Here is a 17,950-nt window from a genome sequence, read left to right as displayed (position 1 = left end):
ATGAAGCTCCTCGTGACCGGCGGCGCCGGCTTCATCGGCGCGAACTACGTCCAGTACGTGCTGGCGACGCACCCGGGCGACGCGATCGTCACGCTCGACCTGCTGACGTACGCCGGGAACCTCGCGAATCTCGAGGCGGTGCTCGGCGACCCGCGCCACCGCTTCGTGCGCGGCGACATCGCCGACCGCGAGGCGGTCACGGCCGCGATCGGCGACGGCGTCGACGCGATCGTGAACTTTGCCGCCGAGTCGCACGTCGACCGCTCGATCACGGACGCCGGCGCGTTCCTCGCGACCAACGTCGTCGGGACCCAGGTGCTCCTCGACGCGGCGCGGGCGCACGGCGTCGGACGCTTCCTGCAGGTCTCGACGGACGAGGTGTACGGGAGCCTCGGACCGACCGGCGCCTTCAGCGAGGAGACGCCGCTCGCGCCGAACAGCCCGTACGCCGCCAGCAAGGCGGCCGCCGATCTGCTCGTGCGCGCCGCCCATCACACCCACGGGCTCCCCGCCCTGGTGACGCGCTGCTCGAACAACTACGGCCCATACCAGTTCCCCGAGAAGCTGATCCCGCTCTTCGTCACCAACGCGCTCGCCGGTCAGCCGCTGCCGCTCTACGGCGACGGCCGCCAGGTGCGCGATTGGATCCACGTCGAGGACCATTGCCGGGGCGTCGACCTCGTGCTGCGCGGGGGGCGGGTCGGCGAGGTCTACAACCTCGGCGGCGGCAACGAGCGCGAGAACATCGAGATCGCGGGCCTCATTCTGGATGCGCTCGGCAAGCCGCGGAGCCTGATCCGGCACGTCACCGATCGGCTCGGTCACGACCGCCGCTACGCGATCGACGCGCGCAAGATCGAGCGCGAGCTCGGCTGGAAGCCGCGCCGCGATTTCACGAGCGGGCTCCGCGACACCATCGAATGGTATCGGGCGCAGCGGGCGTGGTGGGAGGCCGTGAAGAGCGGAGCCTATCTGGACTATTACGAGCGCATGTACGGCCAGCGCCTGCGCGGCGCCGCCGGCGCCGAGGAGGATCGCACGTGAAGCGCGCGCTCATTACGGGGATCACCGGACAGGACGGCTCGTACCTCGCCGAGTTCCTGCTCGCGAAGGGGTACGACGTCTACGGCATGGTGCGCCGCGCCAGTACCGAGAACTTCGAGCGCATCGAGCCGTTTCGCGACCGCATCCGGCTCGTCCAGGGCGACCTCCTGGACCCGATGTCGCTGATCACCCTGCTCGAGGAGATCCGTCCGCAGGAGCTCTACAACCTCGCGGCGCAATCGTTCGTGCCGACGTCGTGGAAGCAGCCGGTGTTGACCGCCGAGTTCGACGCGATCGGCGTCACGAGGGCGCTCGAGGCGATCCGGCTCGTCGACCGGCAGATCCGCTTCTATCAAGCCTCGTCGAGCGAGATGTTCGGCAAGGTACGGGAGGTGCCGCAGAGCGAGCTCACGCCCTTCCATCCGCGGAGCCCGTACGGGGTTGCGAAGGTGTACGCGCACTACATCACGGTCAACTACCGCGAGAGCTACGGGATCTTCGCGTGCTCGGGGATCCTCTTCAATCACGAGTCGCCGCGGCGCGGGAAGGAGTTCGTCACGCGTAAAGTCACCGACGGCGTGGCGCGCATCCACCTCGGCCTCCAGAGCGAGCTCAGGCTCGGGAATCTGGAGGCGCGGCGCGACTGGGGATTCGCCGGCGACTACGTCGAGGCGATGTGGCTGATGCTCCAGCAGGCCGAGCCCGACGACTACGTCGTCGCGACCGGCGAGTCGCACACGGTCGCGGAGCTCGCGGAGATCGCGTTCAGGCACGCCGGGCTCGACTGGAAGCAGTACGTGCGCGAGGACCCGTCGCTGAAGCGTCCGGCCGAGGTCGATCTCCTCGTCGGCGATGCCGCAAAGGCGCGGAGCACACTCGGCTGGAAGCCGCGGGTGTCCTTCCCCGAGCTCATCGGCATGATGGTGGACGCCGACGTCGCGCGCCTGCGGCGTTCGTAGCGCGTGCGCTACTTCGTCACCGGGATCGGCGGATTCGCGGGTGCGCACCTCGCGGCCGCGCTGCTCGCGGCCGGGCACGAGGTGACCGGCCTCGTCCGGACGCGCCGCGCTCATCCGGGGTTGGACGCGCTCGCGGCGTCGTATCCGGCGTTTCGCCCCGATGCGCTCGCGTGCGGCGACGTCGCCGATCCGGAGGTCGTGCGGGCGGCGCTCGCGGCGGCGCGACCGGACGGAGTCTTCCATCTCGCCGGCATCGCGTTCGTGCCCCGCGCCGCCGCCGATCCCGCCCGAGCGCTCACGGTGAACGTGCTCGGCACGCGCAACGTGCTCGCGGCGGCGGAGCGGGAGGCGCCGGCGTGCCGGGTCGTGGTGGTGGGATCCGCCGACGTCTACGGCGCCGCGGCGAACGCCGCCGGGCCGATCAGCGAGGAGCGCGCGCTCCGTCCCGTCAGCACCTACGGCCTCTCGAAAGCCGCGGCCGACATGGCGGCCTTCCAGGCGTGGTGGGAGACCGGGCTCGCGGTCATCCGGGCGCGCGCGTTCAACCATACCGGGCCCGGGCAGAGCGACGACTTCGTCTGCTCGAACTTCGCGCGGCAGATCGCGCGCATCGAGCGCGGCGCCGCGCCGGCGGTGCTGCGGGTCGGGAATCTCGCGAGCGCCCGCGACTTCTCGGACGTCCGCGACGTCGTGCGCGGCTACGTGGCCCTGATGGAGCGGGGGGTGCCCGGCGAGGCCTACAATCTCTGCCGCGGGGAGGCGGTCACGATCGGCGCGATCGTCGAGCACCTGCGGGCCGAGGTCGGCGTGCCGTTCGAGGTCGTCGAGGAGACGACGCGCGTCCGGCGGCGCGAGATTCCGCGCGTGGTCGGCGACGCGCGCCGCGCGCATGCGCTCGGCTGGGCCCCGACGATCCCGCTCGCCCGGACGCTTGGCGAGCTGCTCGACCATTGGCGCGCGGCCGACGGCCGGGGGTGAGCGCTCGCGCTCCCGACGACGGAAGTCACCTTGAGGGCGCTAGATCAGCATGTTAGGGAACCTTCGATGGAAGCGCAGGCCGTCGAGCGGAAGCCCCTCGAGGACCTGCTCCTCGGGCGCGGCAGGATCAGTCCCGACGACCTCCGCAAGGTCCGGCTGTTGCAGCAGGAACGCGGCGAGCGCATCGAGCGGCTGCTCCTCGACCTCGGCTTCATCTCCGAGGACGACCTGATCAGCCTGCTCTCGGAGCATCTCGGGGTGCCCGTCATCGGCCGCAAGGAGTTCCCGCAGGCCCCGGTCGCCCTCCAGGGGGTGAATCCCCAGTTCCTGAAGCACGCGAAGATCCTGCCGCTCGAGATCCAGGACGGCACCCTGTCGGTCGCGATGGCCGATCCGGCCGACCTCTACAGCCTCCAGGGGCTCGAGGTCGCCACCGGCCTCGCGGTGAAGCCGCGTCTCGGTCGCGAGAAGGAGATCCTCGCGGCGCTCGAAAGCTACGACAGCACCGGCCAGCCGGCCGCCGACGAGGGGGACGGCACGCTCGCGTACATCGGTGACGACGAGGAGGACGTGAACCACCTCCGCGACCTCGCGAGCGAGGCGCCCGTCATCCGGCTCGTCAACCTGCTCATCAACCGCGCCGTCGAGCAGCGCGCGTCCGACATCCACATCGAGCCCTTCGAGAACGAGCTCAAGATCCGCTACCGCATCGACGGCGTGCTGCACGACATCGACTCGCCGCCGCGCCGCCAGCAGGCCGCCATCGTCTCGCGCGTGAAGATCATGGCGAAGCTCAACATCGCGGAGCGCCGCCTGCCGCAGGACGGCCGCATCAAGCTCCGCACCATGGGCAAGGAGATCGACCTCCGCGTCTCGACGCTGCCGACCCTCTACGGCGAGAGCGTCGTCATGCGTATTCTCGACCGGTCGAGCATCGTGCTCGACCTCGAGCAGCTCGGCTTTCCGGCCGACACCCTGGAGCAGTTGGAGCACCTGATCCTGCGGCCGTACGGCATGATCCTGGTGACGGGTCCGACCGGCAGCGGCAAGACGACCACGCTCTACGGCGCGCTCGAAAAGATCAACTCGCCCGACAAGAAGATCATCACCATCGAGGATCCGGTCGAGTACCAGGTGAGCGGCGTCAACCAGATCCACGTGAAGCCGCAGATCGGCCTCACGTTCGCGAACGGCTTGCGCTCGATCGTCCGTCAGGATCCCGACGTCATCATGGTCGGCGAGATCCGCGACCCCGAGACGGCCGAGATCGCGGTCCAGGCTGCGCTCACCGGCCACCTGGTCTTCTCGACCCTGCACACCAACGACGCCGCGGGCGCCGTGAGCCGCCTGCTCGAGATGGGCGTCGAGGACTACCTGCTGGCGTCGTCGCTGCTCGGCGTGCTGGCGCAGCGACTCGTCCGCAAGGTGTGTCCGAAATGCCGCGTGCCCGTCCCGCCGGGCGAAGCGTTCTTCGCCGCCGGCGACATGACCACGGCTGCGGCCGAGCGCTTCAGCAGCGTCGCCGCCAACGGCTCGCAGATCTACCGCGCCGCCGGCTGCGAGGACTGCTCCGGCACCGGCTACCGCGGGCGCAGCGGCATCTACGAGATGCTCCTCATGAACGAGTCGATTCGCGAGCTCATCCTGAAGCACGCGTCCGCGGACGTCATCAAGGCGGCGGCGGTCGCCAGGGGCATGCGGACGCTCCGTGACGACGGCTGGCTCAAGGTCCGGGAGGGCGTCACCACCGTGGCCGAGGTGCTGCGCGTGACGCAGGACGAATGAGCGAGCCGGCTCGCGCGCGCGATGCGACGGCCGGCGCGTCGGTGGACGTGTCGGTGGTCGTCCCGGTCTACAACGAGCGTCCGACGATCGTCGCGCTCTTCGACGAATGCCGCGCGGTGCTCGATCCGCTCGGCGTCGCCTGGGAGCTGATCTTCGTCGACGACGGCTCGAACGACGGCTCGTTCGACGAGATCGCCGAGCTGCAAGCCCGCGACGCGCGCTGTCGCGGGCTTCGTCTCCGCGCCAACCTCGGCAAGGCGGCGGCGCTCGCGGTCGGGTTCCGCGCGGCGCGCGGCGAGCGCCTGGTCACCATGGACGGCGACCTGCAGGACGACCCCGCCGAAGTGCCGCGCATGCTGGCGACGTTGGACGCCGGCGCCGACCTCGTGTGCGGGTGGAAGATCGACCGCCGAGATTCTCTGTCGCGCGTCGTCGCGTCGCGCATCTTCAACGGCGTGTCGCGCTTCGTGTCGGGCATCGAGCTGCACGACATGAACTGCGGCCTCAAGGCGTTTCGCCGCGAGGTCACGGCCGAGGTGCCGCTCTACGGCGAGCTGCACCGCTTCATTCCGATGCTCGCGGCGGGGCAGGGCTTCCGGGTGACCGAGCAGCCGGTGTCGCACCGTCCCCGGGCCTTCGGGCGGTCGCGCTACGGGTGGTCGCGCGCGCTCCGCGGCATGATGGACATGATCACGGTGATCTGTCTCACGCGCTACAACCGTCGTCCGGCGCATTTTTTCTCGCTGCCCGGCGCGGCGCTCGTCATGGTCGGGAGCGTCCTCTGCGCGTACATCGCCGCGCTCCGTCTCGTGTACGGCAACATCCAGAGCCGCCATCCGCTCCTCATCTTCGCGGTGCTGCTCGTGGTGGTCGGCGTGCAGCTCTTCACGACCGGGCTCGTCGGCGAGATGCTGGTCGACGCGGGCCGGCGCGTCGACGACGACTATCACCGCGCGCGCAAGATCGGCTGAGGCGGCGCGCGCCGGCCGATGGGGCTGCTCGATCGTTGGCGGCGCGGGGGCCCCGCGAAGCGGCGCGCGGCGCTCGTAGGCCTGGACGGCGTCGGGCTGTCGCTCGCGCGGACGCTCGTCGACGCCGGCGTGATGCCGCGCCTCGCGGCCATCTGCCGCGCGGGGACGATGGCGCCGATGACGTCGACGCTGCCCACGATCTCCAACGTGTCGTGGACGAGCCTCGTGACCGGCGTGAACCCGGGTCGCCACGGGATCTACGGCTTCACCGACCTGGCGCGCGACCGCTACACGACCACGTTCCCGAACTCCGGACACGTCCGGGCGCCGGCGTTCTGGGACGCGCTCGGCGCCGGCGGCCGGGCCTCGGTCGTGTTGAACGTGCCCGGGACGTATCCCGCGAAGGACATCGTCGGGACCCTCGTGTCCGGGTTCGTCGCCGTGAGCCTCGAGCGCGCGGTCCGGCCTCCCGCGGCGCTCGCGGTGCTGCGGGCGCAGGGGTATCGCGTCGACGTGGACTACGTGAACGCCGACCGGCGTCCCGAGGCCTTCTTCGACGATCTCTTCGCGACGCTCGCCGCGCGCCGGCGGGTGTTCCGCCATTTCCTCGCGGGCGAGTGGGACTGCTTCCTCGGCGTCGTCACCGAGACGGACCGCCTCCATCACTACTTCTGGCACGCCTGGACGGATCGCGCGCACCGCTGGCACCAGCGCTTCCTCGATTTCTACGCCGAGGTGGACGCGGCGATCGGGGAGGTGGCGGACGCGGTCGGCGACGCCACGCCGCTCTTCGTCGTCGCCGACCACGGTCATACGGCGATCGAGAGCGAGTGCCATCCCAACGTCTGGCTCCAGCGCGAGGGGCTGCTGCGCTTCGCGAGCGAGCCGCCGCGCGCCCTCGCGGACATGGACCGCGGCTCGCGCGTCTTCGTGCTCGACCCCGGCCGGATCTACCTGCACCTGCGCGGGCGCTTCGCCGAGGGCGTCGTCGCGCCGGGGGCCGAGGCGGACGAGGTGCTCGCGCGCGTCGTCGAGGGCTTGCGCGGCCTCGCGTATCCGGAAGGCGCCGTGGGCGACGGGCGGCGACCGGTCGTGGCGGTGCGTCGGCGCGACGAGCTCTACTCCGGGCCGCACGTGGAGGATGCGCCCGACGCGGTCATCGAGCCGCGGGCGGGCTTCGATTTCAAAGGTTCGATCGGGCGCCGCGCACTCTTCGACCGAAGCCCGCTCACCGGCATGCACACCTACGACGACGCGCTCTTCTGCGTGAATCGTCCCGACGTGCCGACGGACGGGCTCACCGTCACCGACGTGGCGCCGACGGTGTTGGCGTGGCTCGGCTGTCCGCCGCTCGTCCCGATGGACGGGCGGGCGCGAGTGGCCGTGTGAGCGGGCGCATGCGCTTCGCCTTGATCGGTCCGAGCGCTCCGTATCGCGGCGGCATCGCGGAGTATCACGATCGGCTGGCGGGCGCGCTCGCGGCGGCGGGGCACGAAGTCCGGCGCATCTCCTTCCGCCGCATGTATCCTCGCATCCTCTTCCCGGGGCGGACGCAGTTCGTCGAGTCGTCCGCGGGCGACGCCCGATCAGAAGGACCGGCGGCGCTGCCGCCGCCCGAGGCGATCCTCGACTCGGTCGGGCCGGCGAGCTGGCTCGCCGCCGCGCGTCGGGCCGCCGAGGCCGAGGTCGCACTCGTCGAATGGTGGCATCCGTTCTTCGCGCCCGCGCTCGCGGTGATCGCGGCGCGGCTCCGCCGCGGCGGCGTGCCGGCGATCTTCGTCTGCCACAACCTCGATCCGCACGAGCCGATGCCGGGCGGCGGCTGGCTCGCCGCGCGCGCGCTCGGGCGTGCGGCCGCGTTCGTCGCGCAGAGCGAGCGCGACGCCGCGCGGCTCGGGCGGAGCCATCCCGGGAGACCGGTGGCACTGGTGCTGCCGCCCGCGACGACGCCGCCGCCCTGTCCGCACGGCGGCGCGCGTGACGCCTGCGCCGCCGCGCTCGGGATCCCGGGTGCGCCGCGGCGGCTCCTCTTCTTCGGCTACGTGCGCGAGTACAAGGGACTGCCGACCCTCATCGAGGCGCTGACCCGGCTCGACCCGGGCGTGCAACTCGTCGTCGCGGGCGAGATCTACCACCACGACGCCGGGCATTATCGGGCGTCGGCGATCCGGCACGGGGTGGGGGATCGCGTCGTGATCATGGACCGCTTCCTCGGGGCCTCCGAGGTGGGATGCTGCTTCCACGCGAGCGACCTCGTCGTCCTGCCCTACTGGGAAGCGAGCCAGAGCGCGGTGGTTCCCCTCGCGATGGCGAGCGGCCGAGCGGTCGTCGCGACCCGCGTGGGCGGCCTCCCGGACCTGGTGCGCGACGGCGTCACGGGCCTGCTCGTCCCGCCGCGTGACCCCGTCGCCCTCGCGGACGCGATCGCCCATGCCCTCGATGTTCGCGACGAGATGGGTCGAGCGGCACGCGACGCAGCGGTGCGGCTCGATTGGCGGGCGGCCGCTCGCACGATCGCCGATCTCGCGGCCACCGCTATATGCGAGCCGTCAGGCCCGTGTTAAGGAGCCGAATCGCTTTCCGCGAGGTCGCATGGCGCAATTTCAGTATCGAGCAACCGACTTTCAGGGGAAGATCGTCGAGGGCTCGATGGAGGCCGGCGAGGAGCGCTCGGTCGTCCAGCGCCTGCGCGAAAAGGGGCTGATTCCCATCCGGATCGGGGTCGGCACCACCGCCGCCCCGCGCGCCGCCGGCAAGGCGATCACGCTTCCGAGCTTCGGGCGGAAGGGGGTCAAGACCGCCGAGCTCCTCATCTTCACCCGCGAGCTCGCGACGCTGCTCCAGGCGGGCATGCCGCTCGACCGCAGCCTCACCACCCTCACCCAGCTGGCGCAGACCCCGGAGCTCAAGCGGGTCACGTCCGAGGTGCTCGAATCCGTGCGGGGCGGCACGGCGCTCGCCGAGGCGCTCGGCCAGCACCCGAAGGTGTTCCCACCCCTCTACGTCAACATGGTCAAGGCCGGCGAGGTCGGCGGTGTGCTCGACCAGGTGTTGCAGCGGCTCGTCGAGTATCTGCAGAGCGCCGAGGAGCTTCGCGACGAGGTCATCTCCGCCCTCACGTACCCGCTGATCCTGGTGGGCGTCGGCGGCGTCTCGGTCGCGATCCTGCTGATCTTCGTGCTGCCGAAGTTCGCGACGATGTTCGCGGACCTCGGGCAGGCGCTTCCCCTGTCGACGCGCATGATGCTGGCCATCAGCGATGCCGCGACGAGCCCGTGGTCGCTGATCGGGGTGCCGGCCGTCTGCGCGGCGCTCTTCGGCCTCTACCGCTACTTCTCGACCACCAAGCGCATGGCCTTCGACGCCTTCAAGCTGCGCATGCCGGTCGTCGGCAACCTGCTGCGGCTCACCGAGGTGGCGCGCTTCGGGCGGACGCTCGGCGTGCTGCTCCGCAGCGGCGTGCCGATGTTGCAGGCGCTCGACATCGTGCGCGCCGTCGCCACCAATCAGGTGATCGCGCAGGCTTTGAACGAGGTGCAGGTGGGCGTGCGCGAGGGCGCCGGCATGGCCGCGCCGCTCGGGCGGAGCGGGGTGTTCCCGCAGCTCGCGCTGCAGATGATCGCGGTCGGCGAGGATACGGGAAAGCTCGACGAGATGCTGGTGACGACGGCCGATTTCTTCGACCGCGAGGTCCGCAACGACGTCAAGCGGCTCACCAGGCTCCTCGAGCCGGCGATGATCTTGATCATGGGGCTCGTCGTGGGCTTCATGGTGATCTCGATGCTGATGGCCGTCTTCAGCATCAACGACGTCGACATCTGATTCCTGGAGGGTGAACGCATGAACGAAACGCGCACGGACGATCGCAACCGGCCGCGACGACGCCAGGGCGGCTTCACGCTCGTCGAGCTGCTGGTCGTGATGGTGATCCTCGGCCTGCTCGCGGCGCTCGTGGTGCCCGCGTATCTCGGTCGCGAGCGGAAGGCCCGCACCCAGGCCGCCAGGACCCAGATCGAGCTGCTCGGCACCGCGCTCGACACGTTCCGGCTCGACGTCGGTCGCTATCCGTCGAGCCAGGAGGGGTTGAACGCCCTGCAGGAGGGCCGGGGCATCCCCGGGTGGGACGGCCCCTACTTGAAGAAGGGCGTGCCCCCGGATCCGTGGGGTCGGCCGTTCGTCTACGTGAGCCCGGGCGAGCACGGCGAGTACGATCTCTACACGTACGGCGCCGACGGCGCGCCCGGCGGCGACGGCGACGCGCGAGACCTCGCGAGCTGGGCCGGCTGAGCGGGTCGTGCGGCGCCGGGCGCGCGGAGCGCGCACGCCGGAGAGCGGATTCTCACTCTTCGAGCTGATCGTCGTGCTGATGATCGTCGCGATCGCGAGCGGGCTCGCGGCGCCGGGCATCCAGAGCGGTTGGCGCGCCCGTGAGGTGCGGAGCGGTACGCGCTCGCTGGCGGCCGTGATGCGCGGTCTGCGCGAGCGTGCCGTGCGGCGCGGTGTCGAGCAGGAGCTCGTGATCGACGCCGACGGGCAGACGTATCGCTGGACGGGCGACCAGCAGGCGACGCTGCCCGGCGGAGCCGCGGTGACCGGCATCCGCGGCGGGTGGCGCGATCAGGACGGCGGCGCGCGGGTGGTGTTCTATCCGAACGGCGGCTCGAGCGGGATCGCGCTCGTCGTCGGACAGCAGGACGGCGACAGCCTGAGCTTCGCGATCCGCGTGGACTCGCTGCTCGGGACGGTCGTGATCCAGGACGCGACGACGTGAGGACGTCCGTGTCACGCGTCCGCCGCTCGGCGGGCTTCACGTTGATCGAGGTGGCGATCGCGATGGCGATCGTCGGTGTCGGGGTCGTCGCGGTACTGCAGATCTTCACCGCCGCGCTCCGTACCGAGCGCGCGGCCGGGGTGCGGGCGCGCGCCGCCATGCAGGCCCGCGCCCTCCTCGAGCAGACCATGACCGAGCCCGATCCGGCGGCCGGACAGGACAGCGGCGAGCTGCCGGGGGGCTATCGCTACGAGCGCCGCGTCCGCGAGGCGACCGAGCTGCTCGAGGGCAGCGGCCGCCAGCTCGACGTGAAGAGCGACATCACCATCTTCGAGATCGAGGTGTCCGTGCTGTGGGCGCAGGCGGAAGACCGCGAGGGCGTGTACACCGTGCGCACGTTGCGCGTCGGGCCGAGCCCGCAGGCATGACGATCCGCGGCCGGCAATCCGGCTTCACGCTCCTCGAGCTGGTGCTGGCGCTCGTGATCTTCGGGATGATCTCGGCCATCGTCTATAGCGCCTTCTATTTCGGACACCGCGCGGTGACGAGCGGGGAGCGGTCCGCGGACGAGAACCAGCGCATGCGGCTCGCCGAGGAGATGCTCGGCCGCCAGGTGCGGTCGGCGGTCTACTATTTCGCGCACTACGACGACGAGGAGAACGTCCCGTTCTTCCTCGGCGCCGCCGATGGCTTGATGTTCGTGACGAGCGCGCCGCAGAGCCGCGGAGGAACCGGGCTCGCCGCCGTCACCTATCGGCTCGTCGAGGGGAAGCTGGTGGTCGAGGAGCGCGTCAACTTCACCCCGAAGGACCTCTACGATGCGCCCTCCGACGGATCGGTCCAGCGCGCGGTCCTGCTCGAGGGCTTCACGTCGTTCCGCTTCGAGTACATGGCCGCCGAGGAGCGCGATCTCGGGTGGGTCGACAAGTGGGACGCGCGCGACGAGGACGACCTGCCGGGGCTCGTGCGCGTCACGGTCGACGGCCTGCCGTATTTCGGCGGCGCGCCGTGGATCCGCGAGATCCCGCTCTTCACCCGGGCGGCCGGCTGGGGCACGAACGACTTCCAGGAGCCGCCGGAGGACGAGACCGAGGACGACGAGCAGGGCATGACGACGACGACCGGCGGATCGGGCGGGGACGACGAGGTCGACGAGGACGAGGAGCTCGACCAGTGAGGAACGCCCGCGGCGAGCGCGGCATCGCGCTCCTCATGGTGATCTGGATCTTCATGGTCCTGAGCGTGCTCTCCGCCGAGTTCTCGCGCGCCATGCGCGACGACGCGATCGCGACCCAGAACCTGGCCGAGGAGGTGCAGGCCCGGGGGGTGGCCATCGGCGGCATCAATCGTGCCATCTACCGCCTGCTGTACGCGCGCCAGACGCAAGCGGAGGACGACGATCCGGACGCGGCCGACGCCGACGCGCCCCCCCCGTGGCTGCCCGACGGCCGCTGGCACGAGGAGCCGTACTGGGGGGGGACCTACGGGGTCCGGCTGATCGACGAGGGCGGGAAGATCTCCTTGAACCGGGCGGACGAGACCCTGCTCCGGAAGGTCTTCGAGGTGCTCGGGATGAAGGCGGACGAGCAGGAGGAGATCGTCGACGCCATCATCGACTGGCGCGACGGCGACGACCTCCACCGCCTGCACGGCGCCGAGGACGAGTACTACATGAAGCTCGCCGAGCCCTACCACGCCAAGAACGGCCCCTTCGATTCGGTGGACGAGCTCCTCCAAGTTCGTGGTATTACGCGCGAGCTGTTCTTCGGGGTGCGGGGTCGGGGGCTCGGATCGGACGAGACGCCGCCGATTCCGCTACGGGAAGTCTTTTCCGTCTTCAACCGGAGCGCTAACATCAACGTCCGGACGGCACCGGTGGCGGTGCTGCGGGTGGTGCTGGGAGGGGATGAGGAGGCCGTGGACGAGATCGTCACCGCGCGGGACGAGGATCCGAGCAGCGTACTGGGCTTGATTCGCGCCAAGGTTGCGGATCAGGTGCTGGCGCGCCGGCTGGTGGATCGGGCGCCGAGCCGGGTCGCGATCGAAGCCCGCGCCACGATGCAGAACGGACGGGTGCAGGCCCGCGTCGGGGCGGTGGTGGAGATCCCCGAGGACGGCGACGGCTTCCACATCGACCGGTGGTACGACCGCCTGCCGGCATTCTGATCCATGGACCTTTCGACCTTCTCGCAGCGGATACGCCGCGTCGACTTCCTCGACGGGCTCGGGATCTACGTCGGCCCCGAGCACGTGTCGCTGGCGCTGGTGCGAAAGCGCCTGCTGCGGGTCGCCCTCGTCCAGAACCGGACGTACCCGCTGGCTCCGGTGTCGCGGCCGGAGGAGCGGCTGCGGAGCCTCGCGGAGGCGGTTGCCGCCTTCAAGCGCGAGACCAGGGCCGAACCGGGGGCGGTGCACCTCTGCCTCGCCCGCCAGGAACTCCTGCTGAACCGCCTGGTCCTCCCGATCGCGGCCCGGGAGAACCTGGCCCAGGTGCTCGAGTACGAGATCGAGCGCGTGATTCCGCTGCCGCGCGACGAGATCTTCTACGACTACCAGGTCAGGGAGTCCGGGCAGGGCGAGAACGGGAGGCTCGCGGTCCTGGTGGTGTCGGTGCCGCGCCGCGTGGTGCGCCAGTACGTGGACGCCCTGGAGGGCGCCGGCATCCGGCCGAAGTCGGTCGCCGTCGCCGCGGCGGCGCTCGGCGACTATACCGCGTTCTGCCGCGGCGCCCTCGCGCAGCCCGTGGCGCTCCTCGTACGCGACGGGGGCGGCGGCGAGGGCGAGCTCGCGGTCTTCGTCGAGCGCCAGCTGGTCGCGAGCCACGCGCTGCGCGGCCACGCGCCGTCGAGCGCCGAGGTGAACGCGATGGTGCGCCGCGACCTCGCCGAGGTGTTCCACGCCGTCGAGGCCCCGGTCGATCTCCTGGTCGCGGCGGCGCCGAACGGCAGCGGGAACGGGACGGGCTCCGAGGGCACCCTCGATCTCTTCGCGCTCGCGAGCGGCCGGCTCGAGGCGCCGACCAGCTTCTTCGACGCCGCCGATCCGTCCCTCCTTCCCGCCGTCGGCGCGGCGCTCGGCGCCGTGCGCGAGGGCGTGGTCGACATCGACCTGCTGCCCGCGGAGCACCGCCCGGTGCAGGAGGGCCTGCTCGTTCCGTTGCTCCTCATGGTCCTCGCGGTCGTCCTGGCCCTCGTCTACGGCGGCAGCGTCGTCGTGCGCGACGAGATGACCCGTCGGACGCTCGCCCGCGAGGTCGAGGAGCTCGAGCCCCAGGTCGCCGCGATCAAGAAGCAGGAGTCCGACGTCCGGAAGTTCCAGTCCCAGATCGCGACGCTCAGCGAGAACCAGGACCGCCGCGTCGTGCACTACCTGAAGGAGCTGACCGACAAGATCCCGTCCGACGCGTATCTCACGACGCTCCGCTACCGGAACAACCGCATCGAGATGGACGGCTTCGCGACCAAGTCCTCCGAGCTCATCCAGATCCTCGAGAGCTCGCCGATGTTCAAGAACGCGCAGTTCACGTCGCCGATCACGCAGGGGCAGGGCGGGCAGGAGCGCTTCTCGATCGTCGCGGAGATCGAAGGATGAACTGGCGCGAGCGCTGGGCGCAATTCAGCGTCCGCGAGCGGCGGCTGATCGGGGCCGCCGGCGGCGTGCTCGGGCTCTTCCTCGTGCACCTGCTGGTGGTCTCGCCGTTCCTCTCCTACCGCCAGGATCTGCAGGACGACATCGCCGCGCATCGCGAGAAGATCGAGAACGGCAAGGCGTATCTCGCGCGGACGGCCGACATCACGCGGCAGCGCGACGGGCTCCAGAAGCTCTATCAACAGGTGCACGCGCAGCTCGTCCCCGGCGACACGCCGACCCTGGCGGCCGCCAATCTCCAGAACACGCTGCACAGTCTCGCGGGCGAGAAGGGCGTCGAGATCCAGAGCACGCAGGTCATGCGCGACGACGCCGTCGGCGAGTTCCGCCGCATCGCCGTCCGCATCACCGTCACCGGCGATCTGAAGCAGGTCGCGGACTTCCTGGCCGGAGTGGAGCACGGACAGACCCGGGTCCTGATCCCGTTTCTCGAGATCAGCCGTCGCGGCGCCGTGCTCCGCGGCAAGGCGGCGCGGGCGCTCTCGGCGACGATCGAGGTGACGGCGTTCCTCCAAGGGGCGCCCGCCGCCGCGGGCGGCAAGGCGCCCGCCGCGGCAGCGGGCGGGCCGGCCGGGTCCGCGCCGGCCGGGGCGCCGAGCGCGGCGCCGGTGGCGTCTCCGGCGGGAGGCACCGCCTGATGCGGCGCGTGTTGATCCTCAACATCCTCCTCCTCGTCGTCGTGGCCGGACTGCTGTTCCAGATCGTCACGCTCTGGTGGGTCCGTACGCCCGAGGCCGAGGCGATCGCGCCGCGCGAGGCCAAGGCCCAGAAGCTCGACCTTCCAAAGGTCGACCGTCGCCCGGCGCCGCCGAATCTCGCGACCCAGATCGCCGACAAGGACCTCTTCGACCAGTCGCGGACCGGGGTGCAGCCCGGGCAGGCGGCCGCCGTGACCACGAACGAGCCCGTCCGCCCGCTTACACTGGTCCTCCTGGGGGTCTCGGGGGGTGGCCCGGAGCGCGAAGCTCTGGTCAAAGATACGACGCAACCGAAGCCCCAGTGGCTCCGGCAAGGCGAGGACGTGGGGGGCTACAAGGTGGGACGGATCGACCCCACCGCGATCGTGATGGTAGGACCGGACGGACAAGAAACGACGCTGGTGATCAACGTCGAGAAGGCCAGGGCCGGCCAACCGGCGGCCGCGACCGGGCCGGCCGGCATCCAGCCCACGCCGACCCCGGCCGCCGGTGCCACGCGCACTCCCCGGAGCGTCATGTCGCCCGGCGCGGCGCGCACCCCGGCAGCCGACATCAAGGAGAAGATCGAGCGGCTCCGGCAGGAGGCGCGCAAGCGCCGCGGCCAGGCCGCCGAAGCACAGTAGGTACGGGAGGAGGGTCGCATGACACGAACAGTCCTGAGGATCGTCGCCGCGATCGTGGTGGTCGGGACCACCGCGCTCGCGCGCGCCGAGACTCCCGCGCCGACCCCGGGCGCCCCCGCCCCGAACGGCGGGCCGAGCGCGGCGCCCGAGGCGGCCAAGACGAGCCCCGCTCCCGACGACTCCGTCGTGTTGAACTTCGAAGGGGCCGACATCCGCGAGGTGATCCACAGCCTCGCCGACTCCCTCGGCATCAACTACCAGATCGATCCCCGCATCCAGGGTCAGGTGACGATCCGCACGACCGGGCCGATCGCCAAGGAGGATCTCTTCCCGATCTTCAACCGCATCCTGCGCTCGAACGGCATCTCCGCGGTGCAGGTGGGCGACATCTACCAGATCATCCCCGTGGCCGAAGCGAAGACGAAGGCGATCATCCCGGTCGCCCCCGGCGAGAAGCGACAAGCCTCCCGCGAGGATGCGTTCATCATCGAGGTGGTGAAGGTCGAGCACGTGGCGGCGCAGGAGATGGTGAACGTTCTCCAGCCCTTCGTGACGCCGGGCGGCGACGTCATCCCCTACGCGCGCGCGAACCTCCTGATCGTGACCGATCTCGAGTCGAACGTCATCCGCTTGAAGGACCTGGTCGCCACCTTCGATCGCGACGCGTTCCGCGACCTGCGGGCCAAGGTCTACAAGATCGAGCACGCCAACATCGAGGAGATCGGCCAGGAGCTGATCGCGATCCTGGATACCTACGGCGTCACGCCGGCCTCGGCGGAGGAACGGGGCGTCTACATCATCCCGCTGCAGCGCCTGAACTCGCTCGTGATCGTCGCGTTCAATCCGACGATCTTCGCCGAGGTCGACCGCTGGATGAAGTTGCTCGACGTTCCGCCCGAGGAGGGGGCCGGGCGCTCGGTGCACGTGTACGCGGTCGAGAACGCCAAGGCCGCCGACCTCGCCGAGATCCTGAGCGAGCTCTACGGGGAAGGATCGTCCTCGCGCCAGAGCCAGCAGCAGGGCTTCACGCCGTTCGGCACCCGGCAGCGCGGCGGCATCGGCGGCGCGCAGGCCGCCGGCCGCCATGGCGGGCCCGTGGTCGGGCGGCAGAACAATCCCGCGCCGGTGGTTGGCGCGCCGGCCGCCCCGCGGGTGAACCAGATGCTCGACGGCTTCGACGACTACGCGCCGTTGCAGCAGTTCGACGACAGCAGCGGGATCGGTTCGAGCTCGTCGAGCTCGAGCCGGCGCGGCCGGAGCGGCGGTATCGGCGGCAGCTCGAGCCGCGGCGGGTTCGGGAACACGAACAACTCGAGCAGCGGGTTCGGCAACTCGCAGGGCGCCCAGGGTTTCGTGCTCGCCGGCGGCGAGCCCGGCGACATCTTCCGCCAGGAGGTGCGTATCGTCGCCGACGACGTGACCAACTCGCTCGTCGTGCTGGCCACCAAGAAGGACTACGCCGACATCCGCGAGGTGCTGCGCCGCCTCGACGTCGTCCCCCGCCAGGTGCTGATCGAGGTGCTGGTCGCGGAGGTGACGCTCGGCGACGACATGAAGTTCGGCGTCGAGTGGGCAATGGCGGACCAGAGCCGGGCGCGTTCGGCGGGAGGCGCCCGCGCAATCGACCGCATCACCGGGAGCCCCACGAATACCAACGCGGACTCCGACAACGCCAACAACAACGCGAGCCTCTTCGACCTCAACGCGCTCGGCAGCCGTGCCGCCGACGTCGTGCCGCTTCCCGGCACGGGCATGTTCGGCATCATCAGCGACAACCGGAACTTCGCGCTCGTGATGAACGCCGCCGCCGGCAAGAACAAGCTGAAGGTGCTCTCCGCGCCCCACATCATGACGGCGGACAACCACGAGGCGCACATCCTGGTCGGCAACGAGGTGCCGATCGTCACGACCCAGAGCAACGCCACGACGACCCAGACGAACGGCACGTCGAACATCCTGCAGAACATCCAGTACCGCGACACCGGCGTCATCCTGACCGTGCTCCCGCAGGTGAACTCCGAGGGGCTCGTCAACATGCAGATCCGCCAGGAGGTGAGCCAGGTCGCGAGCGCCACGACGGGCGGGATCCAGTCGCCGACCTTCTCCACCCGCGAGTCCGAGACGACCGTGGTGGTCCAGAGCGGCGAGACGATCGTCATCGGCGGCATCATCGACGACACCGTCGACCGCGCCCGCACGGGCGTGCCGTTCTTGATGGACATCCCGGTCGTCGGCCGCGCCTTCCGCATCGAGAGCGACACCGTCCGGCGGACCGAGCTGATCGTCCTGCTGACGCCCCACGTCGTGCGCGACCGGCAGGAGTCGCGGAACGCGACCGAGGCCTTCAAGTCGCGCTTGAAGGGCATGGAGCGCGACCTGTACCGCTACGAGCGGAGCCGTCCGGACTACGGCAGCGGCCAGCCGTCCGACGAAACCCTCGACGAAATGCGCGTGAGCCCTCCGGCGCCGTGAG

At 70.6% G+C, this 17,950-nt stretch carries 17 protein-coding genes; all 17 read left to right on the top strand.

The window, feature by feature from the left end; all coding sequences use genetic code 11:
* The 17 genes from rfbB (at nucleotide 1) to gspD (ending at nucleotide 17,949) form a co-directional block, all read left to right on the top strand.
* A complete protein-coding gene (gene rfbB / locus IT293_22285) occupies nucleotides 1–1,044 on the top strand; it encodes a dTDP-glucose 4,6-dehydratase (protein MCC6767388.1) in 1,044 nt (347 codons plus the stop codon).
* The gene (gene gmd / locus IT293_22280) at nucleotides 1,041–2,003 is read left to right on the top strand and encodes a GDP-mannose 4,6-dehydratase (protein ID MCC6767387.1); all 963 of its coding nucleotides are present in this window, start codon (nucleotides 1,041–1,043) and stop codon (nucleotides 2,001–2,003) included. Before rfbB ends, gmd begins: the two co-directional genes overlap by 4 nt.
* A 3-nt stretch (nucleotides 2,004–2,006) precedes the next feature.
* Nucleotides 2,007–2,981, top strand: a complete 975-nt coding sequence (locus IT293_22275) for a GDP-mannose 4,6-dehydratase (protein ID MCC6767386.1) — start codon at nucleotides 2,007–2,009, stop codon at nucleotides 2,979–2,981.
* Between the two features lie 66 nt (nucleotides 2,982–3,047).
* Nucleotides 3,048–4,766: a type II secretion system ATPase GspE gene (gspE, locus tag IT293_22270; protein ID MCC6767385.1), complete on the top strand. Its 1,719-nt coding sequence runs from the start codon at nucleotides 3,048–3,050 to the stop codon at nucleotides 4,764–4,766.
* Complete coding sequence (locus IT293_22265; GenBank protein MCC6767384.1) at nucleotides 4,763–5,737, top strand: glycosyltransferase family 2 protein; 975 nt, start codon at nucleotides 4,763–4,765, stop codon at nucleotides 5,735–5,737. The genes gspE and IT293_22265 overlap by 4 nt, the downstream gene beginning before the upstream one ends.
* Nucleotides 5,738–5,755: 18 nt before the next feature.
* Nucleotides 5,756–7,126 carry an alkaline phosphatase family protein gene (locus IT293_22260; protein MCC6767383.1) on the top strand — a complete coding sequence of 457 codons (1,371 nt, stop codon included), beginning with the start codon at nucleotides 5,756–5,758 and terminating at the stop codon, nucleotides 7,124–7,126.
* Between the two features lie 8 nt (nucleotides 7,127–7,134).
* A complete protein-coding gene (locus IT293_22255; protein MCC6767382.1) occupies nucleotides 7,135–8,301 on the top strand; it encodes a glycosyltransferase family 4 protein in 1,167 nt (388 codons plus the stop codon).
* A 28-nt stretch (nucleotides 8,302–8,329) separates the two neighbouring features.
* Nucleotides 8,330–9,559, top strand: coding sequence for a type II secretion system F family protein (locus tag IT293_22250; GenBank protein MCC6767381.1), 1,230 nt, complete (start codon nucleotides 8,330–8,332; stop codon nucleotides 9,557–9,559).
* A gap of 18 nt (nucleotides 9,560–9,577) precedes the next feature.
* Nucleotides 9,578–10,024 (top strand): type II secretion system major pseudopilin GspG, encoded by a 447-nt coding sequence (gspG, locus tag IT293_22245; GenBank protein ID MCC6767380.1) that lies wholly within the window; start codon nucleotides 9,578–9,580, stop codon nucleotides 10,022–10,024.
* A gap of 7 nt (nucleotides 10,025–10,031) precedes the next feature.
* Entirely contained in the window at nucleotides 10,032–10,508 is a 477-nt protein-coding gene (locus tag IT293_22240; protein ID MCC6767379.1) for a prepilin-type N-terminal cleavage/methylation domain-containing protein, read from the top strand.
* Nucleotides 10,505–10,936, top strand: a complete 432-nt coding sequence (locus IT293_22235; GenBank protein MCC6767378.1) for a prepilin-type N-terminal cleavage/methylation domain-containing protein — start codon at nucleotides 10,505–10,507, stop codon at nucleotides 10,934–10,936. Before IT293_22240 ends, IT293_22235 begins: the two co-directional genes overlap by 4 nt.
* Nucleotides 10,933–11,685: a prepilin-type N-terminal cleavage/methylation domain-containing protein gene (locus IT293_22230; protein ID MCC6767377.1), complete on the top strand. Its 753-nt coding sequence runs from the start codon at nucleotides 10,933–10,935 to the stop codon at nucleotides 11,683–11,685. The genes IT293_22235 and IT293_22230 overlap by 4 nt, the downstream gene beginning before the upstream one ends.
* Nucleotides 11,682–12,674 (top strand): general secretion pathway protein GspK, encoded by a 993-nt coding sequence (locus IT293_22225; protein MCC6767376.1) that lies wholly within the window; start codon nucleotides 11,682–11,684, stop codon nucleotides 12,672–12,674. Before IT293_22230 ends, IT293_22225 begins: the two co-directional genes overlap by 4 nt.
* Before the next feature lie 3 nt (nucleotides 12,675–12,677).
* A complete protein-coding gene (locus IT293_22220) occupies nucleotides 12,678–14,099 on the top strand; it encodes a PilN domain-containing protein (protein ID MCC6767375.1) in 1,422 nt (473 codons plus the stop codon).
* On the top strand, nucleotides 14,096–14,794 hold the full coding sequence (locus tag IT293_22215; GenBank protein ID MCC6767374.1) for a type II secretion system protein M: 699 nt from the start codon (nucleotides 14,096–14,098) through the stop codon (nucleotides 14,792–14,794). Before IT293_22220 ends, IT293_22215 begins: the two co-directional genes overlap by 4 nt.
* Nucleotides 14,794–15,477, top strand: coding sequence for a hypothetical protein (locus IT293_22210; GenBank protein MCC6767373.1), 684 nt, complete (start codon nucleotides 14,794–14,796; stop codon nucleotides 15,475–15,477). The genes IT293_22215 and IT293_22210 overlap by 1 nt, the downstream gene beginning before the upstream one ends.
* An 18-nt stretch (nucleotides 15,478–15,495) precedes the next feature.
* Nucleotides 15,496–17,949 carry a type II secretion system secretin GspD gene (gspD, locus tag IT293_22205; protein MCC6767372.1) on the top strand — a complete coding sequence of 818 codons (2,454 nt, stop codon included), beginning with the start codon at nucleotides 15,496–15,498 and terminating at the stop codon, nucleotides 17,947–17,949.
* Nucleotide 17,950: the final 1 nt, after the last annotated feature.

The organism is Deltaproteobacteria bacterium, from assembly GCA_020848745.1.
GTDB lineage: Bacteria > Desulfobacterota > Binatia > UTPRO1 > UTPRO1 > UTPRO1.
Note: the sequence above shows the minus strand (reverse complement) of the source record. Positions and strands in the feature narration are given on the sequence as shown.